Genomic DNA, 24,935 nt, shown 5'->3' with positions numbered 1-24,935 from the left:
CACCCGCGACCTGCACACCTTCATCACCGCGCTGGTCGGCGGCAAGCTCCTGCCCAGCGAGCTGCTGGCCGAGATGTGCACCCCGGAGGCCAAGGCCGGCTACGGCCTGGGCGTGTTCGTGCAGGAGACGCCCGGCGGCGGCACCGTCATCACCCACAACGGCGGCATGGCCGGCCACGCCGCGCTCATGTACAGCACCCCCGACGGCAGCAAGACCCTCACCGCCGCACTCAACTACCCCGACGATGCCGCCATGTCCCTGGGAGCCGCCTTCCAGCAGGCCACCCAGCGCCTGTTCGCCGAGGTCTTCGGCAACGAGCAGGCCGGACGGCCCTGATCTCCATACGGAGGCCGGGCGTGACCTGCGCGCGTGGGTGCGGCTGCCGCGGGATCACGGGGTGACGTGGGCCAGGATCGGCGAGGCTCTGGGGGCGTCACGCCAGGCCGCGTGGGACCGGTTCGCGGCCCAGGGCAGTTTGGGCTCGAGCTTGTCGTTGGGCTGGGTGGACTTGGTCACGCCGGCGATGCCGAACATGACGGCCAGCACGGCCTGCACGATCCACAGGGCGATGGTCATCAAGGTTTCTTCGCGGGTCGGGGGGTGGCCGGGGCGAGGGCCTCCGGCATGGCCATGGCGGCTGGTCAGCCGGCGCAGACGTTCTCGGACCTCATGGCGAGCGCATCAGGAGCAGGTGACGGCGATCTTGCCGAGCGTTCCGGCACCGAAGGCGGCGAACGCCTCGGGGGCCTGCTCCAGCGCGTAGGTCGCGGTGACCGGGACGCGCAGCGCGCCGGCGGCGGCGTGGGCGGCCAGCTCGGTCAGGGTCTGCGGGTTCGGGTCCGCCATGATGGTGTGCACGCTGACCTCGACGCCCTGGACGGCGTCCGGGGTCAGGCCGAGGGTGGAGGCGAGCCGGCCGCCCTCGACGTGCCGGGCGCTCCTGGCGACCAGGGCCACGGCGGCGCCCTCGGCCGCGAGGGCGCGGCCCACCGCCCATCCGATTCCCCGGCTTGCGCCGGTGACCACGGCGCGCCGCCCCGTCAGTTGCAGATCCATGTCCACTCCGTTCAGCTGGTGAGCGTTGAGAGGTGATGCGGAGCGAACACAGCGGGACGGGTCGTACGGTGATCGCGCCCATGTGCGGCAGCCACGTGGCAACTCCCCCGGTGTTCTGGTGGGATCGCTGACGAATCTAGCCCCGGCCATCGGCTCGCGAGTTGACGAAACGCTGACGTCCGCTTCTATACGTCCCGCACACGTCGGTCGAGGCCAGGAAAACCGGCCGGGAAGCAGACAGGACGACACCCGTTAGATGTGCATCTCGCCCCCGTCAACGACCAGGTCGGCGCCGAGGAAGAAGCTGCCCTGGTCGGAGGCGAGGAAAGCCACCACGTTGGCGATCTCGTCCGGGCGCCCGATGCGGCCGAGCGGGATCGCCGCGGCGAAATCCGACTTGGTGACGGGCGCGTCCCCCGTCCCGACCACGCCGTCGAGCCCGGGGGTGTCGATGGTGCCCGGGGAGATCGCGTTGACCCGGATGTTCCGGCCCTTGAGCTCGTTGGCCCAGGTCCGGGCGAAGGACCGGATCGCCGCCTTGGAGGCCGCATACGTGCCGAACGCCGCGACACCGTCACCGGCGCGCACCGAGCTGTTCAGGATCACCGACGCGCCGTCGTTGAGCAGCGGCAGCGCCTTCTGCACCGTGAACAGGGTACCCCGGACGTTGACGCCGAAGATCTCGTCGAAGTGCTCCTCGGTGACCTGCTCCAGCGTCGCGAACGACGCGGCGGCGGCGTTGGCGAACAGCACGTCCAGGCCCCGGCCCCGGGCCCGGACCGCGTCGTAGAGCCGGTCCAGGTCCGCCAGGTCCGAGATGTCGCCCTGCACGGCGGTCACCGCCGCCGGGCCGATGCGCTCCACCGCCGCGTCAAGGACCGCCTTCCGGCGGCCGGTGATGAACACGTGCGCGCCTTCGGCCGCCAGCCGTACGGCGGTGGCCAGGCCGATCCCCGTTCCGCCGCCGGTGACGACCGCGGTCTTACCTTCGAACTGTCCCATGCTTCCCACCTCGTTAGAAATCTGTATCGATCGGTACGGAAGTGGACGATAGCACTTCCGCACCGATCGGTACAGAAGAGGTATGATCGGTGACGTGAACACCCAGGGGAAGGCGCCGATCGGCCGGCCGCGCGGCTTCGACGTCGACAAGGCGCTCGACCGGGCCATGCGCGTCTTCTGGGAGCAGGGCTACGAGGGCGCCAGCCTCACCGACCTGACCGACGCCATGGGCATCAGCCGTACCAGCATGTACGCCGCCTTCGGCAGCAAGGAAGACCTGTTTCACAAGGCCCTGCAGCGCTACACCGACGGCCCCGCCGCGTACGTCCCGCGGGCCCTGGAGGAGCCGACGGCGCGGCAGGTCGCCACGGCGTTCCTCAACGGGTGCGTACGGGCCACCACCACTCCCGGCTGTCCCGCCGGCTGCCTTGGCGTCCAAGGTTCCCTGGCGGCGGGCGAGGCCGGTCTCAGCGCCCGGGACACGTTGGCAGCCTGGCGTGACAACGGCATCTCGCTCCTGCGGGAGCGGTTCCAGCGGGCCGTCGATGCGGGCGACCTGCCCGCGGGCAGCGATCCCGGCCTGCTCGCCCGATACCTCATGGCCGTGGCCAACGGCATCGCCGTGCAGGCCGCCGGCGGCGCGACCCGCGACGAGCTCCACAGGGTGGCCGACATGGCCCTACGGCAGTGGCCGCCCACCTGATGCGAATGGCTCCCGGGCACGCGGGCGCCGCCCTCCGAGGTGTCAAGGAGTCAGCGTGGAGGCGCGCTCCGCAGCACCCGAAGTGGCGGCTCGCTCACGGCATGTCCGATGTCCGCATCCGGGCACGAGCTTAGGACGATGTCCCAGGTGGGTGCGCCGAGGCGGGCGAGCGTGTTGTCCCTGAACCGAATGCCCCCGGTGCCCTTGGCGTCGAGCGCGGGCACACCGTCCAGCGCGAAGCGGTTCCCCTCGACGACGACGCCGCGGTGGACGGGGTGGGCGGGGTCGGACGTCGCGGTCCTGGGATCCACGAACACCGCTGGACCGCCTGGTTCGACGAACTCGTTGCCCCGCACGGTGAGGTCCCGAACCGGCCCCGACTCCCACCAGTCGGTGGCGTCGCCCGAAACGTAGACAGCCGCCATTCCGGTGCGTTCGAACCGGTTCTCCTCGATGAGCACCGGGCGGCGGGTGGTCACGAGCACCCCGCGCGTGGGCACGTTGCGAAAGACGTTGCGGACGATGTGCACGGTCGGGGTCCTGGTGACGTTCTCCACCGCGGCTCGTCCCGCCAGCTCTCCGGGAAGCGCGGAGCCGACCGTCAGCGTGATGGTCCTGAGAGGACCGCCGTGGTCCCGGCCGCCGGGCTGACGCACCCGCTCCACCGTCGCCAGGGCGATCGGCCGCAGCGTCTCGCGGTCGACGATCTCGACCTCGTCGCCGACTGAGAACTGGGGCATGCCCGCCGTCTCCCGGTGTGCGTACTCCAGTTCCACCGTGCGCGGGGTGGGCTGACCGGCTACGCGCAGATAGGTGCCGTGCACGTTGACCGGGTCGTCGTGTGGCCCGTCGAAGAGGCAGTCACGCACGACCGCACGGCCGGAGCAGCCGGAGAACTGCACGAAGTCGGCGAAACCCGCGCTGTGCCGCCCGGTGCCGGGTGGTGCCCTGAACTCGCATCTCTCGATGGAGATGTCACGGCTCGCCTGGGCCACGACGCCGAAGCCGTGCAGGAACCGAAACCGTACGCCGGACAACGTCACGCCGGTGCTGTCGAGCACGAGCCCGCCTGGATGATCACGCGTCGTCAGCCGCATCTGGTAGACGAGGCCGAGGTCAGCCGGTTCCTCGTCGTGGTCGTACACGATCCGGATCTCGCGCCGACCCGCCGCCACGATCTGGTGGACCCCGTCGAACAGGGGGTTGGGGGCACGGCGGGTCCGCCCGGCGGCCGGGTCGTGGATCTGTGAGTACTCCAGCGCGTCGTGACCCTCCCAGGCGTACGTTCCCGAGCCGAGGAGCTCCCCGTGCCAGAGTACGGAACGGCCGTCGACGGCGAACAGCGTGGCCTCGGGCACGCTGATCACCCGGTACGCCCGTCCTGCCGTGAGCCCGGCGTCCACCACCGTGGCGTCGACCACGGTCGGGACGGCGAAGTCGAACTCGAGCCCCTCGATCCGTACCCGGCGAGAGTCGATCACGGCGAAGGTCGTCTGGAGCCCGTGCAGGACCAGGCGGGCGCCCGCGCCGGAGATCTCGAGATCGTCTGCCGCCTCGACGAGCAGGGCGATCGTCTTGTCACGTACGCGCGGGTCGTCGCCCACGGTATTGGAAACGTACAGCTCACGTCGTTGCGCGGCGTCCGGCCAGAGGTGGTATTCGCCCGGGGGGAACCGGAGCGTCGCCGGACCTGCGTGGGCCGCGGCCGCCTGGAGGGCCGCCACGACCGAGGGCGCCGCGTCGCCTCCCCCGTCGGGGACCGCGCCGAAGTCGGCCACGTCAAGCGATGTCCTCACCGGCCGGCCCTCTCCGTGGAGCCGTCCGGGACGAGAGGAGGGGACACCGCCAGCGTCTCGGGATCCACCAGGACCCGCCCGCCCGCGCTGAGGTCGATCCGGCCTTCGCGTCCACCGGCTCGCACGACGACCTGGGTACGGCCGGCCGGCCGCCGAGCGCGCAGCGCGATCTCTGTCGCCCGCACCTGCCCGGCCTTGGTGTCCCAGGCCACGTCCACCGCGACCCCCGGTCGGGCGACGATTCCGCGCACCCGTCCGCTGCGCCATTCCGGCGGCACGGCCGGCAGGACGGTGATCTTGCCGTCGTGGCTCTGAACCAGAGTCTCCGCCACCGCCGCGACGTAGCCGAGGTTGCCGTCGATCTGGAACGGCGGATGCGCCCCGAAGAGGTTCGGGTACAGCCCGCCGCGCTCGCCCGCCGATTCCATGGGCGCCGGGCGAAGCACCAGGCCGAGCAGCCGCGACACCCTCGCGGGTTCCCTGAGCCTGGCCCACAGCGCCAGCTTCCAGGCGAGTGACCAGCCGGTGGAGTCGTCTTCCCGATCGTCGAGGGAACGGGCCACGGCCGCGGTGAGCCGGGGGTCGGCCGGGGTGTCCCCGGGATAGGCGAACACCAGGTGGCTGAGGTGCCGGTGCCCGCGTTCGGCCTGCGGCGCGTCGTCGATCCATTCGCGGACGAGGCCGTCACGGCCGGTGGCCGGCTCCGGGATCAGCGGCAGCACGGCCCGGGCCGCCGCAACGACCGGGTCGTCCGTGCGGTGGAGGCGCCGCGCGAGGGCGGCCAGCGCCGTGAACAGCCCGGAGATCAGGGTCAGGTCCATCGTCGAGGAGTGGCCGACCGCGACGCTGTGCCCCTGCGGCGTGAGGTAGTGGTTCTCCGGCGAGGTCGAGGGCGACGTACCGACGGTCCCGTCGGGGTCCCTGACCAGCCAGTCGAGGCAGAACTCGGCGGCCCCGCGCAACACCGGCCACGCCCGCTCGCGCGCGAAGCGCTCATCCGCGCCGAAGCGCAGCCGCTCGGCGAGGAGCCAGCTCAGCCACACTCCGCCCATCGGCCAGAACGCCCAGGCACATACAGCGAAGACCACCACACCACGGGCAGGACGCCCGAACCCACCTCGCGCTCGAGCCACTGACCTCCAGATCAACACGGCGATCGGGTTCTCGCACCCAACACGGTCGGTCAGCCTGCCGGTTGCGACGCCGAGGTCGAGCACCCGAGGGCCGGGCGCGGGCTCGAGCGAGGCCTGCGGCGGGGGTCTGCCATTCCAGTCCCACGCGGATTACCGTGGAGAACAGGAGTGAGTCATGGCCCGAGTGCTTGCTCTGACCGGCGATGCGGCGGAAGAGCTGGACTCCATGTACCCCGTCTTCCGGCTCCGGGAAGGGGGTCACGAGGCGGTCGTGGCCGCCCCCACCACGCGTCCGCGTTCGCCGACGTGCAACCCGAGGACTACCAGGCGCTGGTGATCCCGGGCGGCCGCGCGCCGGAGTACATCCGCACCGATCCCGACGTCGCCCGTATCGTGCACTACTTCTTCGAGCACGGCCTGCCGGTGGGCACGATCTGCCACGGCCCGCAGGTGCCGGCCGCGCTGGGCCTGCTGCGCTGGGCCTGCTGCGCTGGGCCTGCTGCGCGGGCCGTACCACGGCGGCGTTCCCGCCGTTGAGGACCGACATGGAGATGGCCGGCGCGACCTTCGTGGACGCCCCCGACGTGGTGGACGGCGCGATGGTCTCCTGTCGTGGCTGGCCGGACCTGCCTGAATGGTCGCGTGCCTTCATGCGCGTGCTGGAGGGCGCGAAAGTGTCGTTGTGAGGTGATTCGGTACGCGCCCGCCTTCCGATCCGCCGCGCTCCAGCAGCCAGGCGCTTGACCTGGGAGTCCAGACTTCCCGTGCGAGCCGTGCGCCGCCCCGCAGCGTCTATTGTTCGAGGGACTCGGCCAGGGCGTTGCTCGTGCCCCTCGGTATCACCGTGCTGCTTGACGGCCCAGCTCCTCGGTGGTGGGCCGTCGCGCTCGCGGTCGCCCTGATCCCCGCGGCCCTCGTCGCCGGCCTGTCAGGCTGGGCGCGTGTTACCGCACGGGGACCTGGAGGTCACGGAAGGTCCCGATCTTCACTTTCATCGTCGCCACGCCCTCGGGCAGCGCGAACAGGTTCCAGAACACCTTCTCCGCCCCGGGCCCGAACTTCTCCGTGCCCAGCCGCACGCCGGACAGGTCCGTGCAGGCGCAGTACGAGTCCACGTTCCCGCCCTCGGCGGGCACCTGGAGGCGGCCGGGCAGATACTGACGCCTTGCGGCCACGTCGGTCAGCGTCACGTTGGTGGCCGCCTGATACTTGAACGACATCCAGTCCTGCGCATGGTGCAGCTCGTTGAACCAGGTCTCGGCGGCGCCCTCGTTCTTGATCCGGTAGGTCAGCAGGCCGAGGCCGCCGGGCAGCCGCCGCAGCCCCGTCACCTCCATGGAGATCGGCTGGCCATCCGCCTTGCCGGTGGCCGTCAGCCCGGTCGCGCCCGGGGCGGCGGACGTGGTGGACGTGGTGGACGTGGCCGGCTGCTCGGAGGCGGCCTGCGGCTTGGCGAACGTCACCGTGACCCGCCGGTTGCGCCGCCTGCCCTCGTCGGTGTCGTTGCTGTAGAGCGGCTGGCGAGAGCCGTACCCCTTGGCTCGGAAACGTACGTCCTGCCTGGTGACGAGCGCTGACAGCGCCTGGCGCACGGCTGCGGCGCGGCGCGCGGAGAGCGGGTTGTTGATGGCGTCGGTGCCGGAGGAGTCGGCGTGCCCGTCCACCTGCACGGAGGGGCCGAGCGAGGCGTCGATCAGCTTGGCGGTGCGGGCCAGCACGGCCTTGGCTCTGGGGGTGAGCATGGCCTTGTTCAGGGCGAACAGCACGTCCGACGACAGGTTGACCTGGAGATCCGTGCCGGTGTCTGCCGTCTCTTCCGTTTTGTCGAGCGATTCCGACGGGGTCACGAGCCGGCGGGTGACGGTGGTGACGGGCTCGGCGTCCGGGTCGGGGATGGTCATGCCGGGCGCCGGGACCGGCGGGTCGTCACTGATCGGCACGTCAGGCATGGGCGGGCCCACCGGGGTGACGACGGTGGCGGTGCTGGGGTTGCCCGACGGGGCGGGCATGACCGCGTACACGGTGATCGACTGTCCCCCGTCGATGAACATGCCCAGACCGTCGCGGTCCTCGTCGCTGCACAGACACGGGAAGTCGGCCGGCTTGTACGGCAGGATCCAGGTACGGGCCTGCGCGTCGAGCACGCCGATGCCGGATGCCCAGCGGATCTGCCCGAGCGGGCGCGTGTTGTCGCCCATCTGGCCCGGCCACGACAGGTTCGCCTCCGTGCCCGTGTTGGTGAGCCTGAGCTGGGCCACCAGGTGTTTGCCCTTGACCCGGTTCAGACCGACGACCGCGACCGTGAGCTCCGGGGTCTTGGTGCTTCGGGTCTCCGCCAGCGCGGGCCGGGCATCCTGACCGGACGCGCTCGGGGTGGCGGCCGCGCTGCTCGAGGGCGGCGCGGTCGAGGGAGCCGGCGCGGCTGATGGCGCCGCCTCCTGCGCGGTGCAGGCGGCGACCATGAGGAGGACAACGAACGGGACGACACTCCGGGGGCTCACCCGCACGATCCTGTCGTACTTTCCGACCGAAAGTTATGTTTTCGGACAAACCAATGCGGCTTGTCGTACGAAGGCGCCATCGGGAGTTCCAAGATCCGAGGGCAGCGAGACGCTCCGCTGCCGACGGCAAACTCCGCAGCGTACGGCGCGCAGCAGGGTCGTGGGGGTACCGGACGCGAGAACAGCCGACACTCAGGGGTCACCAGGCCCCGATGGTGACGGCTGCCGGAGTACGGGCGGCTCCGTGTACACCGCGAGACGGCGATACCGCTGGGGCACCGCGATCTGACCGGCAGCCCCTCATCGCGCCCATCCCCAGTCCACGTTCCGCCGGCTTGCGGAATCATGCAGACCGCGCAACTCGTGCGCGAACCGCTGGATTGGTCCCGCATCGCAGTCCCGTTGGCATTCACGGCGCCCCGTGTTGTTTGTCCAGCACATCGCGCTCTCGCTGGACAAACCAGGCTGAACTAGCTTTTGGTCCTGCGAAACCGCCGATCAAGAAGACATCTTGACCAGGCGCACGGATACCCGAGGTAGGGAGCGATCGTGTCCATCATCAAGCGAGCCGCACTGGTCTCCACGGCCGTCGTCGCCGGAATCGTCACGCTGACGGCCGTCGCGCCGCCGCCGGCGTTCGCGGGAACCGCGCTGTTGAACGGCGCGGTGATCAACGACAGCGCCTACCCCGCGACGGCCATCAGGAACTGGTGCCTCAGCGGCGGCTCCACGGGCACCTTGACGACCACCAGACCGACCTGCGGCAGCGACCAGGCATCCCGCGGCCTCGCCCCGAGGGGCGGGCGCACCCCGTCCAACGAGGACTGGGACGTCGTGCAGATAGACGCGGGCTGGTGTTACTACGTGAAATTCGCCCTGCCCGGCCAGCCCGACAACCACACCAGGTACGACCGGAGAGGTAAGTCGATGGCGTACGTCAAGGTCGAGGACTTCGCGGCCGCCCACGTGGTGGCCCAGTCCACAAGTACCTGCCCGTGATCATCCGAGCATGACGCGGCCGCTTCACCGCGGCCGGGACCGCCAGTCCGGACTGGGACGTACCACGGTTGATGTCGCCGTCCCTGCCGCGTTCTTGTCTCAAAGCAGCGACCAGAACGGCCCGCGTCGTCGACGGCACCGCGCCGCGGGCCCGCGAACGCCCGTGGCAAGGGTGCTCATGGCCTGACCGGGGTGGCGAGGTAGTCGCCGTGCTCCAGGTCGTCGAGCAGCGTCGGGTGGGTCGGCGACCAGCCGAGCGACTCCCGCGTGTAGGTGCTGGAGACGGGCCCGTCGAAAGCGTGGGCGAGGGCCATGAACGGGCTGACGAAGTGCGTGGCGGCCTCGCCGGGAGTCAGCGAGACCGCCGGCAGATCGAGAACCCGGGCGATCGTCTCCGCGATGCTCCTGAAGGTGACGCCGCTCTCGGCCGCTCCGTGCAGCACGCTGCCCGCCGCTGCCTGCTCCAGCGCCAGGCGGAACAGGACCGCGGCGTCGAGCCTGTGGACCGCGGGCCACCGGTTGGCGCCGGCGCCGACGTAGGCCGAGACGCCGGTCTCGCGCGCGGTGGCGATGAGCTGGGGGATGAAACCGTGGTCTTCGGGGCCGTGGACGGTGGGGGCGAGGCGTACCACGTTCGCGCGTACTCCACGGGTGGCGAAGTCCAGGCAGGCTCGTTCACCGGCGATGCGGAAGGCGGCGATCCCGGCCATGTCGGGCTCGTCCCGCTCGGTGCTCACCCGGCCCGCGGGCAGGACCAGGGTGCCCGAGGTGACGACGAGCGGCTTACCGGAGCCTTCCAGCGGCCGGCCGAGCGCCTCGATCGCGGTCGTGTCGCGCCGCATCATGTCGTCGAGGTCGGAGAAGTCGCCGCCGTACGCCATGTGCAGGACCCCGTCGGCGGCCTCGGCGCCGCTGCGGAGGATGTCGAGGTCGTCCAGGGAGCCGGGGTGCGGCGTGGCCCCCAGTGACGAGAGCCGGGCGGCGGCGGCTTCCGACCGCGCCAGACCTGTGACGGTGTGACCGGCCGCGATGAGCTCGGCGACGACCGCCGGGCCGGTCTGGCCTGAACCACCGGTGACGAAGACATGCATGAGGACTCTTCCGCTTGGTGTCAGTGACTGGCACTACTTAGCGCCAGTCACTGACTCTACACATAATGTCAGTCACTGGCGCAACCTGCGGTAGTCTCGGAGTGTGCCACGGAGCGGAGCAGAAGCGCGGCGCCGCCTTCAGCAGGCGGCACTGGAGCTGTACAGGGAACGCGGGTTCGACCAGACCACCACGGCCGAGATCGCCGCACGCGCCGGGGTCAACGAGCGCACGTTCTTCCGGCACTTCCCCGACAAGCGCGAGGTGCTCTTCGACGGCGAAGCCGACCTGCGTGACGCGTTGACGCGGGCGGTGGCGGAAGCGCCCGACGGATTGCGGCCGTTCGAGATCCTGCTGCGGGCCTTCAGGCAAGCCGGGCGGATCCTGGAGGACAACCGCCCGTTCTCAGAACCACGGCTGGAGGTCATCGCCGCCACACCCGCGCTGCGCGAACGCGACCTGGCCAAGGCCGCGCTGCTCACCGACGCCCTGGCGGAGGCCCTGCGGCGGCGCGGCGTCGCCGACCGGCTGGCCGCCCTGGCCGCCCAGACGGGCTGGGCCACCTTCCACCAGGCGGCCCGAGCCTGGATCGACGACCCCTCGAAGAGCCTGGACGCGCATCTCCTCCAAGCTTTCGACGACCTCCGCGCGCTCACCAGCCGGTAGAAGACTTGCGTGGCGGTCAGCGTGCCCGGCGGCGGGCGGCGGGCGGCGGGCGGCGGTATCGTGCTCGTGGGTGATGCGGGCTGGGGTTTCTCGGATCGTCCTCCCCCTGGAGGCCAAGGTGCCTGTTCAGTCCACGACCTGGACGTCCTTCCAGAAAGCGACCCGCCCGCGAACCATCTCGGCCCCCTCCCTCGGCTCGGGGTAGTACCAGACCGCGTCCTCACTACGCACGCCGCCGCTCTCCAGCGTGTAGTAAGACGCTTGCCCCTTCCACGGACACATGGTGTGGGTGCCGGACTCACGCAGCACGTCATCGCGCAGCGTCTCCCGGGGAAAGTAGTGGTTGCCTTCGACGACAACCGTGTCCTCGCTCTCGGCGATGGTCTGATCGTTCCACACTGCTCGCACGAGACCCATGATCTCTGACACGAAGCGGCAGTGACCTGCGGACACACCGGTCTCAGCCCGATCGTCGCCCTTCCACGACAGACGAACCCAGCGCACCAGCCGACACCCCGCGCCTACGCCTCGGCCATGGACCGCGCCATCGCCTGACTTCGCCTGCCTTCGCCGAACACGCTCGGGCACGCTTTGGCCTTGGATGCAACTGCGAGAAGAGGCCAAGAACCCGAGATGACCACCGACGAGCGGACGTCATGGTCTGCCCGCCATCCCTCCATCAGACGACGAGACTCAAGACCGGGACACTAGGCGGCGGTCGTCTCGGCCGCGGCTTCCGGCGTGCGGGATCTCACGAGGAATCCGGCGGCGGCCGCGGTGAGGAACATCAGGATGCCGTACGTCGCCGCGGGGACGGCCATCTGGGCGTTGTTCAGCAGCGCCGGGCTGAGCGCGACCGCGATCGCGAGGGTCGCGTTGTGGATGCCGATCTCCATGCAGGAGGCGATGGCCTGGCGACGGCCCACCCCGGCCAGGCGGGGAGCCCAGTAGCCGACGGTCAGGCTGACCACGCTGAACAGGGCCGTGATCAGGCCGACGGAGCTGATGTAGCCGCTGAGGTTGTCCAGCTCCTGCAGGAGCGCGCCGAGGATGACCAGGACCAGGACGACGGCAGAGGTGATCTTCACGGGCGTGCCCATGCGGTCGGCGAAACGCGGGGCGAACGCGCGTACCAGCATGCCGACCGCCACGGGGACCAGCACGATCGCGACCACCTGCAGCGTCTTGTCGAACTGGAGGCCGAGCGTGCCCGCGTTGCCGAAGTAGCTCAGCGACAGGTTGGTGACCAGGGGCAGCGTGAAGACGGCCAGCACCGAGTTGATCGCGGTGAGCGTCACGTTGAGCGCGACGTCGCCGCCGAACAGGTGGCTGTAGAGGTTCGCGGTCGTGCCGCCCGGCGAGGCGGCCAGCAACATCATGCCGACGGCGAGGGCGGGCGGTAAGCCGAAGGCGAGCACGAGGCCGAGGCAGACGGCGGGCAGGATGAGGATCTGGCAGGTCAGCGCCACGACGGTGGCTTTGGGGTAGGCGAGCACGCGGCGGAAGTCGGCGACCGTCAGGCTCAGGCCGAGCCCCAGCATGATGATCGCCAGAGCGATGGGCAGGAAGACGCTGGCAAGGGCCATGGAAGGGCGAGTCCTCTCCGTGCCGGAAGGGCTCGTTGACCCGGGTCCCGGGCGCCTTCCGTTGATCGACGTCGGCTGCAGACCCCCACCATGTGGGATCGCCGGCCAGATGGGAAGAGGGGCGGAGCGACGAATCCTCACCCCCGGGTGGCACGCCGCCGCCACCCGGGGAGCCCGGACTACTTCCCGTGCGGGTCGGACGCGTTGAGCATCTCCACGACCTGCTCGTAGTCGCCGCGCGCTTCGCCGTAGCGGAGAAACTTCACGCGTTCGACCTGGATCTCCTTCGCGTCGGGCGCCGACTCGAGCAGTGCCATGACCTCGGCCACGAACTCCTCGAGCGGCATCGCGTGCTCGCTGTCCTCCTGGCCGGGCAGCAGCGAGGTGCGGACGGACGGCGGCTCGAGTTCGACGATCTTCACGTTCGTGTCGGCGAGTTGCAGCCTGATCGACTCGCTGAGCATGTGGATCGCGGCCTTCGACGCGTTGTAGCTCGGCGTGATCTTGAGGGGTGCGAACGCGAGACCTGAGGAGACGGTGAGGATCGTGGCGTCGGGCCGCGTCTGCAGATGCTGGATGAACGCGGCGATGAGGCGGATCGGGCCGAGCACGTTGGTCGTGATGACCGCCTCGGCCGAGGCCAGGAAGGCGTCGGGCTTGTGCCAGTCCTCGACGCGCATGATGCCGGCCATCGTGACGAGGACGTTGAGATCCGGGTGCCTGGCCAGGACCTCCTGGGCGGCGGACTCGATGCTCGCGGCATCCGCGGTGTCGATCCGTACGGTGTCGATGCCCGGGTGCTCGGCGGCGATCTGATCGAGCAGGTCGGCGCGCCGGCCGCCGACGATGACGGTGTTCCCCTCGGCTTGCAGCGCGATCGCGAGGGCCAGGCCGATGCCGCTCGTGGAGCCCGGGATGAAGACGGTGTTTCCGGAGATGTTCATGCTCCAAGGTTTCCTCGCCGGCCGGCGCCGGTGCAGAGAGCGGTTATCGGGGGATCGACGATCCCTGGCTCACGGTCGTCGCTCCTCGGGGCACGGGCAGATACTGGACACATGGACCGTGCAGCACTCGCCGACTTCCTGCGCCGCCGTCGTGAGGCGCTGCGGCCGGAGGACCTCGGGCTCCCCCCGGGAGCGCGCCGCCGTGCCCCGGGCCTCAGGCGCGAGGAGGTCGCGGGACTCGCCGCGATGTCGACCGACTACTACACACGGCTCGAACAGCAGCGCGCCCCGCAACCCAGCCCGCAGATGCTCGCCTCGATCGCCCGGGCACTGCGGCTGACGGTTGACGAGCGCGACTACCTGTTCCAGATGGCGGGGCAGAACGCCCCGGCGTCCGTGTCCGCCGCCTCGCATGTCGCTCCAGCGCTGCTGCGCGTGCTCGACCGCCTCAGCGACACCCCGGCGCTCATCCTGTCCAGCCTGGGCGAGACGCTCGTGCAGAACCGGATGGCCGACGCCCTGTTCGGCGACAAGTCGGGCTACACGGGTCTCGCCCGAAGCGAGATCTACCGGTGGTTCACCGATCCTTCGGAGCGGCTGCGCTACCCGGCCGACGACCGTGACCGGCAGAGCCGCGCCCTGGTCGCGAACCTGCGTGCCGCGTACGGAACCATGGGCCCGCAGTCGCGGGCCGGAGAGTTCGTGCGGGCCCTGCGGAAGGCCAGCGCGGAGTTCGCCGAGCTGTGGGAACGGCATGAGGTCGCCAGGCGCTTCGAGGACCACAAGACGCTCATCCATCCCGAGCTCGGCCCGATCGAGCTCGACTGTCAGGTGCTGTTCACCGAGGATCAGTCCCAGGCGCTGCTCGTGCTCACCGCTCCTCCTCGCAGCGAGGGCTACGAGAAGCTGCAGTTGCTCGCGGTGCTGGGGCACGAACGGTTCCCCACCGACAGCCCCTGACGGCGCGGCCAGTTCCCTTCCCCGTTTCCTCCCCCACCGGAACGGCCCCGGTACGGTGCTCGCCGCGCGGGCGCAGCCCGGACCACACGAGGACCACGCCGAGGAGTTGCCGCTGCCGGGTGAGCCGCCGGGTGAGCCGCCGGCCAGCACGACGGACACGCCGTTCGAGCCCGCCACTCGCCAGCCGCCAGCCGGGTGTTGATCCCGATCTCGCCGTGCGAACCGTCATTGACGCCGGATGCTTAGGTTGGCGTCGGCCATGGTGCGGGCCGGCGTGCGTCACCTCATCGTCGTGCTCACACAGACCGAGGCGCGCGAGCACGGCACGTACAGGAGCCGGTGATGGGGCGAGCCATCACCGGCGTGGCAGGGCATGGCAGGATCGCGCCATGTCCCTCAGCGTTCCCCGCCTCTGGATCGGCTCGACCGAGATCATCGCCCTCGCCGATGGCGAGGGCCCGTTCTTCTCCCCGCGCGCCGAGGCCTTCCCCGAGGCCACGGCCGCTCAGTGGGCCGAGGCCGACCGCTTCGACCCGGGCGCGGTCGACGCCGAGGGCCGCTGGCGGCTCCAGTTCCGCGCGTACGCGATCCGCAGCGACAAGGGCCTCACCATCGTCGACGCCGGGATCGGTCCGGCGGACAGCCCGGCCGGCTCATGGGCCCCCGTCCCCGGTGCGCTCCCCGAGTCGCTCGCCGCCGCGGGCATCGACCCGGCCGACGTCGACACCGTGGTGCTCACGCATCTGCACACAGACCACGTCGGATGGGCGGTCGTGACCGAGGCGGCTGTCCCATCAGCGGGCGGCGCGGCGGACGGCAACGCTTCGACCAGCAGCGCGGCGGGCGGCTCCGCCGCGCCCGGCAGCGCGACCAGCGACCGCCGCCCCTACTTCCCGAACGCCGAATACCTGCTCCAGCGGGCCGAGTTCGACGCCCTCGACGCGCTCAACCCGCAGCTCCGCGAGACCCTCACCGACCCGCTCGCGGCGGCCGGCCGGCTCCGGCTCCTCGACGGGGACACGCCGCTGCGCGCCGGGCGCACGGTCGCCACGCCCGGTCACACGCCCGGGCACCAGAGCGTGCTGGTCGCCGACGGGCGCGAGCTGGCGCTCGTCACCGGCGACCTCCTCGTGCACGCGCTCCAGCTGCTCCACCCCGAGCTCGCCTACGCGCACGAGATCGACCCTGAGGCGGCCAGGCACTCAAGGAAGCGCATGCTCGGCCGCGCAACCGCCACCACGCTGCACCTGGCGACACCGCATCTGACGGAGCCGTTCATCTCGGCGTGATCGCGGCCGTCCGAGCCGTTCGGCGCGGGACAGGCCGCGAGGGCATGCGGACTTCCCGGTGATCGAGACCGTGCCGCTCAACCGGGTGTACGTGCTGGTCTTCGTCGAGCACGGCCATCCAGCACAACGGGCACCGGCCGCACCAGTCCCCGGCACCGACGTCCGCCGAAAACCCGTCGCCACAGGCACGACCAACGAATACCACCACGCCGCGTGACTACATCTTCGAGCGGTACACCGGCGCGTACGGGTGGCCTGCCATGGACACCCCCTATGCTCGGCCCTGATCGTCATTGGAAGGCGGGTCAGCCGGGGACGGTCACGACCTGGCCGCCTTCCACCGCGCCGGTGAGCAGGGACGAGGCTCCGTCGCGGTAGGGTTCTGGCGGACTTTCTTCAAGATGGACGGCACGTGTGAGTAAGGCTAATGAGCTGATCGGCGCGGCGATGGAGGCCCTTGCCCGCGAGGATGAGGCAGCCTTCGACTCCGCCGCCGCCTTCCTGGCCGACCGGGACGACGCCGATCGCGTCCTGGTGGAGGTCGTGACCCGTGCGATCTCGGGATTGTGGCGGAACGGCTGGCAGCCCGCCGACGTGGTCAGGATCGCGGCCAGGCGGCTGACCGACTGGCACGGGCGGACGGCGGCCGACCTCATCGCCTGGGAGATGCGGGCCTACCCGCCGGCCACGGTGGATGAGCGCTGGCGCGACCAACTCGCCGGCCTGGAGGCCACGGTGTGGTGGACGGGCGGCTACCTCGCGGCGCGGCAGGCACGCGACGGGGCCAGCCGACTGGTGACCGTCTCCGGTGGGCTGGAACTGCTGGGGTTGCTGACCGGGCTGCCGCGGCTGGAGTCGTTGAGCCCGCGGCCCGGGGCCGCTCGCCGTACGGTCCAGGCACGTCCGCACGCGGTCAGCGACAAGACGTTCGCGCGGGTGCGGGCGCTGCTGGCCAAGGCGGAGTCGACGACGTACGAGGCGGAGGCGGAGACGTTCACGTCGGCGGCGCAGAGCTTGATGGCGAAGTACAGCATCGACGCGGCGATGCTGGAGGCGCAGCCAGGCGGAGGCGAGGCCCCGGCGGGCATCCGGGTCGGCATCGACGCGCCGTACGAGCAGTCCAAGGCCGTGCTGCTCAACCTCATCGCCGAGGCCAACAGGTGCCGGGTGATCTGGTCGAAAGAGCTGGGGTTCGCCACCGTGCTGGGGTTCTGGGCGGACCTGTCCTGGGTGGAGGTGCTGTTCACCTCGCTGCTGGTGCAGGCGCAGACCGCGCTGGTGAACTCGGGCACCAAGAAGCACGGCACCGGCCGGTCGAGGAACAAGACGTTCCGCCAGTCGTTCCTGTCGGCGTTCGCCTCCAGGATCGGGGAGCGGCTCGCCGAGGCCACGGCGGGTGTGGTCGCGCAGGAGAGCGCCGGCCGGGGCACCGACCTGGTGCCGGTGCTGGCGGCCCGCGAACAGGAGGTGGAGCAGGCGGTCGAGCGCATGTTCCCGAACCTGGTGTCGCACGCGGTCCGCACGTCCTGGGATCGGGAGGGCTGGGCGGCCGGCCGTACCGCCGCCGATCAGGCCAGCCTCGGGGCCCGAGACCGATAGCGCCTGTATCTCTGATTCTGGGGATGTCTTTTCCCTGGCGGTAGCCATCCAAGGACACGACGACACGGATCCGACGAGACAAGGCTGAATGCTGAGCTTGAGAAGCTCTCGCGCCCGCTCCTGGCGCACTGGCTCATGCGCAGGTCGGCAGGAGATGCGGTTGTGTCGATCCCGAGACCGGACATCAGCGAGGGACGCAGTGTTCGCGCCTGTCGGTGGCGCACCCGCCAGAGCGGTTACGCCGACCGCGAGGAAGCCGAGACCGCCGGCAAGGCGCTGGTAGGCGCTGACCGCGACGGCGCCGGGACCGGATACACCCTCGAGCAGGGGCTGACCACCAAGGATGCACTGTGGCCGTCGCCCAAGCAGGGATACGCCGCTACCTCGTCCCCCGCCTGGGACGGATCCGGCTGCACCAGCTGACCTCAAGCGACGTCAACGACCTCCTCGCGGCGCCGGCCGCGCGTCCCTCGCCGGGCGGCCGCCGGTTGTCGCCCGCCACGGTGGTACGCATCCACGCCACCTTGCGGACCGCGCTGAACGCGGCGGTGCGCGCCCGGCTGATCCCGCTCAACCCGGCTCACAGAGCCAATGTGCGATATCAGCGGGATGCCCGCTCGATGATCTCCTGTTCGGTGAGTGGATCGGCGGGATGATGGCTCAGGCACTGTCGTGCCCGGATGAGCACCTCGGGTATGCCTTCGCTCGCGGCATAGAACTGCCCGGTCTCCAGTCGTCCAACTCGGTCGGCGTGGCCTCCGCGGGCTCGCGCCAGCCCTTTGACCACCTCGATCTGCGTGGGGCTGTTGATCCTCCCGATGAACTGCGTTGTGGCGTTTCCCGCGATGTGGTTGTGCAGGCCCCGCGGTGTCTGGGTGGCGAAGACAAGGCCGAGGCCGTACTTACGCGCCTGTGAGGCCAGGGTCAGTGTGCTGGCCAGCGCTTCGGTCTTCGGTGTCGCCGGTACGAGCGCCTGCGCCTCGTCCATCACGTACAGGCCATTGAGGGAGCGACCACGAGCCGGATTCCGCTTGATCCAGGAGAACAGGGCCATCTGAAGCTGGCTGACGAATCCTGGTCTCGCCTCATCACTTAGACCGATGAAACTGATGACGGAGACGCGTGCCCGCTTGCCCGTGGATGGGCTGAGCAACTGCTCGGGGTTCGCCGCCTCACCGCGGCCCGCGAAGAGGGGGTCGTTGATCGTCGCGGCGGTGAGGAGCTGTCCCAGTTCGGCGGCGATCTGATCCGCGCGGTCGATCTGGCTGACTTCCAGCGGCAGGGCGGCGAGCAGACCGAGAAACGCGGCGAAGTCGCCACCGCCCGAGCGGGCGAAGTAGCCCAGCGCCTGGCGGAGGATGGCCTTCCCCTTACGCGCCTTGGCACTCGTCCCGTCCACGCTCGCCCGAGGGGCGAGCGCTTCGACAGCCAGGCCAAGCGCGGAGTCCAGCTCGTCACGGTCATCGAGCACTGGTGCGAAATCGGGGAGCGGCTGGAAGGTCAGCGGGCGTCCTCGAGAACGTCCCGGAGTCCAGATCACGACCTCAGTCTCGGCGAAATAGCGAGCCGCCTTGCCGGCGTCCTCGTCGCTCCAACCATGAGGCGGGCTGGGCCAGGGATCACCCAGCCGGGCAAGGTCGTTGTTGGAGTCGAGCACTATCGACGACACCCCGTGCAGCGCGCACTCCTCGATGAGCCGCCGCAGGAACACGGTCTTGCCGGAGCCGGATCCAGCGAACACGGCCGTGTGGCGGGTGAGGGTGCTCAGCTTCAGTTCGAGATCGGTGCCGGTATCCAGACGCCTGCCGACCGGGATGACCGCGGTGCGGCCGTCGGCGGATTCCAGGAGGTCCCTTGCCGACCGTTCGGATCCTGTGGTCGATGGCTGAGGCGGCGGTGATGGATCGATGAGTGTCAGCGCGCCGAGCAGGCTGGTGAACAGCTCGGTATCACTGGCCGGGCGGCGGGCACGCAGCCAGTTCTCGAACTCCGGGTCCTCATCGGCTGCCATTTGCCGCAGCGCCTCGAACACGCGCAGGTCGTCACCCCGGACGGTGAGTGATTGCCCACCCCACTCCTTGAGCTGTTTCAGGCGAGCTTGAGTGGCCGGCCCATCCGACCATGCGAGGTTGCGGAGCACGACGAAACAACGGTCGGGCGTCTCCGGGCCCAGGCCGGACGCCGTGATGCCGTCGTTCAGCCGTTTGAGTGCTGCGATGTGGTGCGGCGCGCCGATCATCCGGAACGTCCAGTGTCGCTGCTCCTCGGAATCGGGGTCCAGTGCCTGCCGCAATCTCGCGTGCAGGCTGGGGCGGCGGCCCGGAGGCGGATCGACGGAGAAGGCTATGCCCGCTTTGTCCTGCTCTTTGATCCAGGCGTTAAGACCGGCGGCGAGCAAGGGAGGCGCGAGTTCGTCTTCCCTTTCCGGATCGAATGCGTTCGATACGTCAGCCCCTCCGCGCAATCCGGCGAATCGCGCGTCGAGCCGGGCCAGGTTCGTCTCCGGCACGGAAGGAGCGGTCTCGACGAGAGATGTGACAGCGGGAGCTGGTTCTTCTCGATCGAAACGTTCCAGCGGACGTACTTCGCTTTCTGCCCGGCATGTCGCAACGTGTGCGCTGATGAGCCGTAGCAGCGTCCTGGGAGTGTGACCAGGCGCTGTTGCGAACGCGGTAGGGGCGATGGGCCAGGCGGGGCTGGGCGCGGTGAAACCCGCGTGCGCGAATGCCACGGCGAACCTTCGCTCGATCAGGACTTGCGCGATGTCCGCGCTCGCGATGGTGGTGAGGATCAGGGCTGGCCGGAACCTGTCCTGTGCCGTTCCGATGGCCCGATTCCTGATCAGATTCCACGACGAGGGCAGGCAGGCCACCAGACAGAGCGTTCTCTGAGTGGCGTGCACCAGGGCCATGAGGCCGCTCGCGATCTCGTCGATCACATCTTTCCGCGGTTCGGCATCAGGCGGCAGCGCGGCGGAGCCCGTGGCGGCGGCCACGCGGGAGTGCTCGAGGAGCGCGTCGATCTGATCCACAGCGATGACGCTGGGGCCGGTCAGCGCGAGGATCATCGACAGCTCGACCGCGATGTCGTGCGGCTTCTTGACTCCTCGGCCCATTCCCCAGGCCTTGCGATCGCCCTCCTCGGCTTCCTCGGTCGACATCAGGTGATCGTGAGCGACGTCGAGGGCCGGACCCGAGGCGGCGGCGTAGAGGGCGAGCGCCCGGATGGTGTCGCGGCACCGCAGCAACTGCCGGTTCCTGGCCACCAGCCCGTTCACCAGAGCATCGAGGTCGCTGCGGGTGATACCCGATTCACGCTCGATCGCTGCCCTGATCTGGTCATCGGCTCCCGCGAGGGTGGCCAGGGCGCGCAGGGCCACCATCGCCTGGCTCGGAGTGTCCGGGCCTGCGACCGACCGGCCCAGGTCCTCGACCATCGCACTCGTGGTCCGATGCCAGAAGTCGTCTCCCGCGCTGAAGTCCACGAGGAAGAAGTAGCCGCCGGCCTGCGCGATCTTGCTCCTCACCCAGCCGAGGAGGTGAGTCTTGCCGGCGCCTCCCTCACCCTGGATCACCACGCCGAGCGGGCTGGTCCGGGATGCGACGGACGCCTCATCGATGCCGTCGAGGATCAGCTGCTCCGCCCGCGGATGCATGCCGTCGACGTGGAAGGGGGGCGGGTTCCAAGCATGCTCGGCCGTTGTCGCCCAGTTGAGGACTCTGGAGATGGCATGTAGCGCCCGTTCCTCGTTCTCATTCATCGGGCCTCCATCGCCAGCAGGTGCTTGCTCACACCGCCTATGAGGACGGCCGCTTTCCTGTCCTCGTCGGTCAGGGTCTTCTGGTCCGCTTCCGGTACCAGATGAACATCCGGGAGCTGTTCCAGTTGCCGCAGCGCCTCGTCGACCTCCTCACGGGAAGCGTCTCCCAGTTGTGCTCGCAGTTGTGTCAGGAGCACCCAGTCCTGCGGCTCGCGAACCAGGTGCCAGTAGGCGTCGCGGATCGCCTTGGTCAGATCGCCCGAGGCCGCGGCCCCGCCTTCGCGGGCCTTGACGACGAACTCGGCCAGGCTCAGGTCGGTCGCGTCGAGGTATCCCTTGATCACACGCAGGACACCGTAGAGGGTGCGGCCGAGCGACCCTCCGCGTTCCGGAGCCGAGCCTTCCAGCTCTGCCACGCACCAGGCCCAGCCATCCTCGGTGAGCGTGTGGTGGTAGGACCTGCCCAGCTTCTCGCTCGCGACGAGAGCACGCTTGTTCACACGGCGCCGCGGCTCACCGTCGAGTGCGTCCCCGACGTGGGCACGAAGCTCCGGGTTGGACGCCGTCCCGCCGAGCGTCATCAGACCCAGGAGCAAGGCCCGCTCCCGGGTTCCGAACGCGGTGTTCTCCATGGTCAGCTCTCCTCGGATCGATCGTCCACAACTTTGCTGAAGCTGGTCGCGATGAGTTCACGACGGCCGTTGACGTCCATGAGCGTGCCAACGGCACGCACGACGGTTCGGTTTCGATGCGCATCGACGGCTACGTCATAGGCCGCCTCGTCGGGCAGGCGCACCCATATGGAGCCGCGCGGCTCGTCTTCTCCGATCGACACCTGGCCACGTACGTGAACGCGGAACCGATCCTCGCCCCCGTTGTCGAAGAGAGTGCCGATGAAGCCCGTGACCGAAGCGCTTTCGCGGTGGAGACGCCGAAGCCTATGGGCGACGCGGCGCAGCAACGTCCCGCTCTCGGCCTCGAAGACCACTGTCTGCGCGGGCACCTCGGAGGGCAGTGCTCGGGCCCAGCGGAAACCGACCTCGAAGCGGGTTCCGGGATCGGGTCCGGCGAATCGGGCGAGCGCGACACACAATTCGGCCGACACGCCGTCCCGGACCATGCCGTCGAAGACGCTGATGTCGCCGGTGCTGTGTACCTCGGCGCTGGCTTCGCGCAGGAGCAGCGTGGCACGTTGGAGCAGGGTCAAGGTGCGGCGCGCCAGCGGAGGGTCGTCGGACTTTTGCTCTTGTAACGGAATGCGTACGGTGAGGAGGTCTGCAGACGGCACGATTGGCCCGATCCATACGCGAGCGAGCAGATCACGCACTGCTTTTGGTGCTGTACCGTCGAACACCGGCCGAGGTCCGCTCAGAGCGGCACGAGCCGCCGCGCTCAAGGCGGCTTGGGCGCTGTTGAGAGCTGTGACCGCGTCAACCAACCCGAACTGCCCATTCATGGGGACGATGGGTGCGCGGTACCACTGGACATCGGCCATGGGCGAGCTGATGTCGGACGCAATGTCCTCGGCAGAGCGGCCCTCCACCCTCGCCAGCAGCGAAAAGATCTCTCTGAGCCGCCGCGGCCCGTCAGCCAGATCGTCCGCCCCCGGCACCAGGATCTCGTGATCGCCGTCATGCACCCAGACAGCCGCACCTCTCCAGCCCTCCGGCTGGCGAACCCAGCCAGTAGAGGCCAGATAGCTGCTGACATCGGAAACCGACACACTCCTCATCACGCGAGCAACCCCGTGGGCGCCCCGACGAGCTCGCGTAACGCGCGGACCGTGAGAACGTTCCCCAACGGCACCTGGATAGGGACATGCCGTTTGGTACTCGGAGAGGCGACGGGTTGCTCACCCTCGAACCCGCGGTAGTAGCAGAGCCGGCTCAACGTCAGCCCTTCGGTCTCCACACGTGCGTAGCGGTCGCTTTCCGACGGGACCACGACGAGGAACAGGTAACGCGGAACGAGAAACGGACCGGCGACGAGCTTGTTGTACTGCACCTCGTTCAGTCCGCGAAATTGCAGATCCGGGCCCTTGCACAGCGGCGCCGACCATGACTTGACCTGTACCTCGATAGCAGGCGAGGCAATATATCCCGTCCTTCCGGGATATCGGAAGCCCAGGTCGATGCCGTCATAGTCGAGATCGTCCTGATAGACGAGAAGGCCCGCAGCCGAAGCAAGTACCCTCACGTAGTCTTCAGCGAACTTGCCTTGATGGTTCCGCTGGTCCAGCACGCAGTCTCCCTCACCACCGACCGCCCGATCCGCACGCTAGAGAGTATCTTTCACGCAGCCAAGGGGGAGGGAGGTTTCGCTTTGGCGACGTATGAGACACGTCTTCCTCCGTCCTTTTACGGCCACCCTGAATATGCGAATTCGTTCGGTGCCGAGCCGCAGTGACGTGCCATTATCTGAAGTCAGGCGTACCGCCTGCGACCGCACCCGCCACCGTGACATCCGCCGCAAGCGTCACCGCCTCGGTGTGCACGACCCACGGCCTCGCCCGAGCCGGGCACAGCGCGGGTAGGAGGATCGTCATCATGCGCCATACCTCCGCGTACGCGCCTACCGGGCGGCCTCGGCCAGCAGCGCGAGCTGCCAGCCGCGAAGGGCTGCAGCGTAGCTTGCGGAGGATCTTCCAGCTCGTCAGCTGGGCGTTCGCTCGTTCACCGGGTCCCCGGAGCTTGGCGTGGGAGCGGTTGGCCTGCTTCTGGGATTCGGGTTTGTTCTTGCCCTTGTACGGGGTGCGTACCGGGCCTTCGGCTCCTTGGTACGCCTTGTCGGCCAGGGCGATGATCCCGGCCTGCTCCAGCGCGCGCAGGATGCCCCAGATGGCGGCGCTCAGGTCGTGGGCCTTGCCGGGCAGCGCGCCAGAGGTCCACCGGATCGTCCCGTTCGGGGAGGCGATGACCTGGGCGTTCATCCCGAACACGCTCGCGCGCTCTTGGAGCGGGCCAGTACCGCCGCCGAGGGCGACAGCTTCGTTCTGAACGGGCGCACCTACCGGCGCGTCACCACCCCCCACGACCGGCACAGCCAACGCAGCCGCGGCTATCTGCCCGTCCGAGTCGTCGATGAGACATCAGGCCAGATCATCCAAGCTCAACTCTTTGTGACCACATTCAGTTCTGAGGAGGAGGTTGTTCGGCGTGTCGCGGCGATGGCCGGGGCTTTGGGTCAGTGGCAACGCATGTCGAACCCGGCTTCGTGGCCTCCGTCGAAGAATTCCACGATGACGTCCTTGGAGCCGTCTCCTCGCCATGACCCGCTCGGGTTGACGTATACGGTGCCGGAGAGCTCTCCGCCCTCGATGCCCTCGACCGTGACGGACTCGTAGTAGCGGGCAATCTCGGCATCGGACAGCTTCGTGACCAGGGCCAGGTGGACCAGATAGTCGCAATGGTTGCTGTTGCCCGACAGAAGACCCACCACGCTCGCCTCGGCCCGCAGATCATGCTCGGTGTCGGGTGGAAGGGAGAGCATGCTCACCCGCTCGTGCAGCCGGGCCAGCTTCTCGTCGTTGCGCCACTGGGAAACGTCGAACACCAGGGTGTAGGCGACGATCGAAGCCAGGAGCGCGAGACACACGAAGAACGGCCACCTCCTCCGCTGCTTCGGTAACGCCTCCGAGGCTGTTTCGGTCAGCACCATGCCATTCTCCAGAGCTCGTCGGGTGATCACCATTCAACAATACGGATCGCTAATTGCGCCGATGCTAAGCCTGGATCCACCGCTGGGAATCTGACAAAAGAACTGTGAAATAGGGCGAGGTGCCCTTTGGCCTGGGAAGATGGGAGTTCTCTACGCTCCAGCAACCCAAATCAGAAGGACACCTCGTACGTGCA

General features: G+C 69.3%; 25 protein-coding genes and 2 pseudogenes. 11 read left to right on the top strand and 16 right to left on the bottom strand.

Translation table 11 applies throughout. The features are described 5' to 3' along the window. A pseudogene (locus tag ACTWPW_RS54375) lies at positions 1-337 on the top strand (alkaline D-peptidase); the annotation flags it as partial. A gap of 54 nt (positions 338-391) precedes the next feature. On the opposite strand, the gene ACTWPW_RS54370 reads toward ACTWPW_RS54375, so the two are convergent. From ACTWPW_RS54370 to ACTWPW_RS54360, 3 genes are all read right to left on the bottom strand, one after another. Further along, positions 392-577: a hypothetical protein gene (locus tag ACTWPW_RS54370; RefSeq protein ID WP_375117665.1), complete on the bottom strand. Its 186-nt coding sequence runs from the start codon at positions 575-577 to the stop codon at positions 392-394. A 105-nt stretch (positions 578-682) separates the two neighbouring features. Continuing rightward, positions 683-1,057 carry an SDR family NAD(P)-dependent oxidoreductase gene (locus ACTWPW_RS54365; RefSeq protein ID WP_443173609.1) on the bottom strand — a complete coding sequence of 125 codons (375 nt, stop codon included), beginning with the start codon at positions 1,055-1,057 and terminating at the stop codon, positions 683-685. Between the two features lie 252 nt (positions 1,058-1,309). Next, the gene (locus tag ACTWPW_RS54360) at positions 1,310-2,059 is read right to left on the bottom strand and encodes an SDR family oxidoreductase (RefSeq protein WP_443173608.1); all 750 of its coding nucleotides are present in this window, start codon (positions 2,057-2,059) and stop codon (positions 1,310-1,312) included. Positions 2,060-2,153: 94 nt separating this feature from the next. On the opposite strand from ACTWPW_RS54360, the gene ACTWPW_RS54355 reads away from it, so the two are divergent. Beyond that, positions 2,154-2,762 carry a TetR/AcrR family transcriptional regulator gene (locus tag ACTWPW_RS54355; RefSeq protein WP_443173607.1) on the top strand — a complete coding sequence of 203 codons (609 nt, stop codon included), beginning with the start codon at positions 2,154-2,156 and terminating at the stop codon, positions 2,760-2,762. Between the two features lie 50 nt (positions 2,763-2,812). On the opposite strand, the gene ACTWPW_RS54350 is transcribed toward ACTWPW_RS54355, so the two are convergent. Both ACTWPW_RS54350 and ACTWPW_RS54345 read right to left on the bottom strand, forming a co-directional pair. Further along, positions 2,813-4,558, bottom strand: coding sequence for a hypothetical protein (locus tag ACTWPW_RS54350; RefSeq protein ID WP_443173606.1), 1,746 nt, complete (start codon positions 4,556-4,558; stop codon positions 2,813-2,815). Then, a complete protein-coding gene (locus ACTWPW_RS54345; RefSeq protein ID WP_443173605.1) occupies positions 4,555-5,646 on the bottom strand; it encodes a glycosyl hydrolase family 95 catalytic domain-containing protein in 1,092 nt (363 codons plus the stop codon). The genes ACTWPW_RS54350 and ACTWPW_RS54345 overlap by 4 nt, the downstream gene beginning before the upstream one ends. A gap of 351 nt (positions 5,647-5,997) precedes the next feature. Here ACTWPW_RS54345 and ACTWPW_RS54340 point away from each other — a divergent pair, with 351 nt between their 5' ends. Continuing rightward, positions 5,998-6,228 carry a DJ-1/PfpI family protein gene (locus tag ACTWPW_RS54340; protein WP_443173604.1) on the top strand — a complete coding sequence of 77 codons (231 nt, stop codon included), beginning with the start codon at positions 5,998-6,000 and terminating at the stop codon, positions 6,226-6,228. Positions 6,229-6,236: 8 nt separating this feature from the next. Beyond that, positions 6,237-6,377, top strand: coding sequence for a hypothetical protein (locus ACTWPW_RS54335; protein ID WP_443173603.1), 141 nt, complete (start codon positions 6,237-6,239; stop codon positions 6,375-6,377). 258 nt (positions 6,378-6,635) lie between these two features. Here the strand turns inward: ACTWPW_RS54335 and ACTWPW_RS54330 are convergent, their stop codons facing one another. After that, positions 6,636-8,192: an OmpA family protein gene (locus ACTWPW_RS54330; protein WP_443173602.1), complete on the bottom strand. Its 1,557-nt coding sequence runs from the start codon at positions 8,190-8,192 to the stop codon at positions 6,636-6,638. Positions 8,193-8,741: 549 nt separating this feature from the next. Here ACTWPW_RS54330 and ACTWPW_RS54325 point away from each other — a divergent pair. Continuing rightward, the gene (locus ACTWPW_RS54325; RefSeq protein ID WP_375117675.1) at positions 8,742-9,191 is read left to right on the top strand and encodes a hypothetical protein; all 450 of its coding nucleotides are present in this window, start codon (positions 8,742-8,744) and stop codon (positions 9,189-9,191) included. A gap of 176 nt (positions 9,192-9,367) precedes the next feature. On the opposite strand, the gene ACTWPW_RS54320 is transcribed toward ACTWPW_RS54325, so the two are convergent. Beyond that, positions 9,368-10,282: an SDR family oxidoreductase gene (locus ACTWPW_RS54320; protein ID WP_443173601.1), complete on the bottom strand. Its 915-nt coding sequence runs from the start codon at positions 10,280-10,282 to the stop codon at positions 9,368-9,370. Positions 10,283-10,385: 103 nt separating this feature from the next. Between ACTWPW_RS54320 and ACTWPW_RS54315 the strand changes: the two genes are divergently transcribed. Continuing rightward, positions 10,386-10,946, top strand: coding sequence for a TetR family transcriptional regulator (locus ACTWPW_RS54315; protein WP_375117677.1), 561 nt, complete (start codon positions 10,386-10,388; stop codon positions 10,944-10,946). Positions 10,947-11,072: 126 nt separating this feature from the next. Here the strand turns inward: ACTWPW_RS54315 and ACTWPW_RS54310 are convergent, their stop codons facing one another. From ACTWPW_RS54310 to ACTWPW_RS54300, 3 genes are all read right to left on the bottom strand, one after another. After that, positions 11,073-11,363 carry a DUF427 domain-containing protein gene (locus ACTWPW_RS54310; RefSeq protein WP_375117776.1) on the bottom strand — a complete coding sequence of 97 codons (291 nt, stop codon included), beginning with the start codon at positions 11,361-11,363 and terminating at the stop codon, positions 11,073-11,075. A gap of 290 nt (positions 11,364-11,653) precedes the next feature. After that, on the bottom strand, positions 11,654-12,532 hold the full coding sequence (locus ACTWPW_RS54305) for a bile acid:sodium symporter family protein (protein WP_375117678.1): 879 nt from the start codon (positions 12,530-12,532) through the stop codon (positions 11,654-11,656). A gap of 179 nt (positions 12,533-12,711) precedes the next feature. Next, positions 12,712-13,476: an SDR family oxidoreductase gene (locus ACTWPW_RS54300; protein ID WP_375117679.1), complete on the bottom strand. Its 765-nt coding sequence runs from the start codon at positions 13,474-13,476 to the stop codon at positions 12,712-12,714. Positions 13,477-13,587: 111 nt separating this feature from the next. Here ACTWPW_RS54300 and ACTWPW_RS54295 point away from each other — a divergent pair, with 111 nt between their 5' ends. The 5 genes from ACTWPW_RS54295 (at position 13,588) to ACTWPW_RS54275 (ending at position 17,747) form a co-directional block, all read left to right on the top strand. Continuing rightward, positions 13,588-14,436 (top strand): helix-turn-helix transcriptional regulator, encoded by an 849-nt coding sequence (locus ACTWPW_RS54295; RefSeq protein ID WP_375117680.1) that lies wholly within the window; start codon positions 13,588-13,590, stop codon positions 14,434-14,436. Positions 14,437-14,825: 389 nt separating this feature from the next. Continuing rightward, on the top strand, positions 14,826-15,725 hold the full coding sequence (locus ACTWPW_RS54290) for an MBL fold metallo-hydrolase (RefSeq protein ID WP_443173600.1): 900 nt from the start codon (positions 14,826-14,828) through the stop codon (positions 15,723-15,725). Positions 15,726-15,783: 58 nt separating this feature from the next. After that, positions 15,784-15,942 carry a hypothetical protein gene (locus tag ACTWPW_RS54285; protein WP_375117682.1) on the top strand — a complete coding sequence of 53 codons (159 nt, stop codon included), beginning with the start codon at positions 15,784-15,786 and terminating at the stop codon, positions 15,940-15,942. Between the two features lie 197 nt (positions 15,943-16,139). Then, positions 16,140-17,324, top strand: coding sequence for a DUF2786 domain-containing protein (locus ACTWPW_RS54280; RefSeq protein ID WP_443173599.1), 1,185 nt, complete (start codon positions 16,140-16,142; stop codon positions 17,322-17,324). A gap of 162 nt (positions 17,325-17,486) precedes the next feature. Then, the gene (locus tag ACTWPW_RS54275) at positions 17,487-17,747 is read left to right on the top strand and encodes a hypothetical protein (RefSeq protein WP_443173598.1); all 261 of its coding nucleotides are present in this window, start codon (positions 17,487-17,489) and stop codon (positions 17,745-17,747) included. A 178-nt stretch (positions 17,748-17,925) separates the two neighbouring features. Here ACTWPW_RS54275 and ACTWPW_RS54270 read toward each other — a convergent pair whose 3' ends face one another. From ACTWPW_RS54270 to ACTWPW_RS54245, 6 genes and pseudogenes are all read right to left on the bottom strand, one after another. Then, a complete protein-coding gene (locus ACTWPW_RS54270; protein ID WP_443173597.1) occupies positions 17,926-21,084 on the bottom strand; it encodes a helicase HerA domain-containing protein in 3,159 nt (1,052 codons plus the stop codon). Then, entirely contained in the window at positions 21,081-21,716 is a 636-nt protein-coding gene (locus tag ACTWPW_RS54265; RefSeq protein WP_443173596.1) for a hypothetical protein, read from the bottom strand. Before ACTWPW_RS54265 ends, ACTWPW_RS54270 begins: the two co-directional genes overlap by 4 nt. Positions 21,717-21,718: 2 nt before the next feature. After that, entirely contained in the window at positions 21,719-22,816 is a 1,098-nt protein-coding gene (locus tag ACTWPW_RS54260; RefSeq protein WP_375117777.1) for a hypothetical protein, read from the bottom strand. Continuing rightward, positions 22,816-23,325 carry a DUF4365 domain-containing protein gene (locus ACTWPW_RS54255; RefSeq protein WP_375117687.1) on the bottom strand — a complete coding sequence of 170 codons (510 nt, stop codon included), beginning with the start codon at positions 23,323-23,325 and terminating at the stop codon, positions 22,816-22,818. The genes ACTWPW_RS54260 and ACTWPW_RS54255 overlap by 1 nt, the downstream gene beginning before the upstream one ends. Positions 23,326-23,692: 367 nt before the next feature. Continuing rightward, a pseudogene (locus ACTWPW_RS54250) lies at positions 23,693-24,022 on the bottom strand (transposase family protein); the annotation flags it as partial. Positions 24,023-24,267: 245 nt separating this feature from the next. Then, the gene (locus ACTWPW_RS54245; protein ID WP_443173595.1) at positions 24,268-24,741 is read right to left on the bottom strand and encodes a hypothetical protein; all 474 of its coding nucleotides are present in this window, start codon (positions 24,739-24,741) and stop codon (positions 24,268-24,270) included. Positions 24,742-24,935 lie beyond the last annotated feature (194 nt).

It is taken from the genome of Nonomuraea sp. KM90 (assembly GCF_052246675.1).
Lineage (GTDB): Bacteria > Actinomycetota > Actinomycetes > Streptosporangiales > Streptosporangiaceae > Nonomuraea.
This window is presented reverse-complemented; position numbering and strand designations above follow the sequence as displayed.

What these genes read in the sequence shown, in the direction of transcription:
- ACTWPW_RS54370 (WP_375117665.1), bottom strand. Translation starts at nt 577, where the DNA reads ATGACCATCGCCCTGTGGATCGTGCAGGCCGTGCTGGCCGTCATGTTC.
- ACTWPW_RS54365 (WP_443173609.1), bottom strand. Translation starts at nt 1,057, where the DNA reads ATGGATCTGCAACTGACGGGGCGGCGCGCCGTGGTCACCGGCGCAAGC.
- ACTWPW_RS54360 (WP_443173608.1), bottom strand. Translation starts at nt 2,059, where the DNA reads ATGGGACAGTTCGAAGGTAAGACCGCGGTCGTCACCGGCGGCGGAACG.
- ACTWPW_RS54335 (WP_443173603.1), top strand. Translation starts at nt 6,237, where the DNA reads ATGGAGATGGCCGGCGCGACCTTCGTGGACGCCCCCGACGTGGTGGAC.
- ACTWPW_RS54320 (WP_443173601.1), bottom strand. Translation starts at nt 10,282, where the DNA reads ATGCATGTCTTCGTCACCGGTGGTTCAGGCCAGACCGGCCCGGCGGTC.
- ACTWPW_RS54310 (WP_375117776.1), bottom strand. Translation starts at nt 11,363, where the DNA reads ATGGGTCTCGTGCGAGCAGTGTGGAACGATCAGACCATCGCCGAGAGC.
- ACTWPW_RS54305 (WP_375117678.1), bottom strand. Translation starts at nt 12,532, where the DNA reads ATGGCCCTTGCCAGCGTCTTCCTGCCCATCGCTCTGGCGATCATCATG.
- ACTWPW_RS54300 (WP_375117679.1), bottom strand. Translation starts at nt 13,476, where the DNA reads ATGAACATCTCCGGAAACACCGTCTTCATCCCGGGCTCCACGAGCGGC.
- ACTWPW_RS54295 (WP_375117680.1), top strand. Translation starts at nt 13,588, where the DNA reads ATGGACCGTGCAGCACTCGCCGACTTCCTGCGCCGCCGTCGTGAGGCG.
- ACTWPW_RS54290 (WP_443173600.1), top strand. Translation starts at nt 14,826, where the DNA reads ATGTCCCTCAGCGTTCCCCGCCTCTGGATCGGCTCGACCGAGATCATC.
- ACTWPW_RS54270 (WP_443173597.1), bottom strand. Translation starts at nt 21,084, where the DNA reads ATGAATGAGAACGAGGAACGGGCGCTACATGCCATCTCCAGAGTCCTC.
- ACTWPW_RS54265 (WP_443173596.1), bottom strand. Translation starts at nt 21,716, where the DNA reads ATGGAGAACACCGCGTTCGGAACCCGGGAGCGGGCCTTGCTCCTGGGT.
- ACTWPW_RS54260 (WP_375117777.1), bottom strand. Translation starts at nt 22,816, where the DNA reads ATGAGGAGTGTGTCGGTTTCCGATGTCAGCAGCTATCTGGCCTCTACT.
- ACTWPW_RS54245 (WP_443173595.1), bottom strand. Translation starts at nt 24,741, where the DNA reads ATGGTGCTGACCGAAACAGCCTCGGAGGCGTTACCGAAGCAGCGGAGG.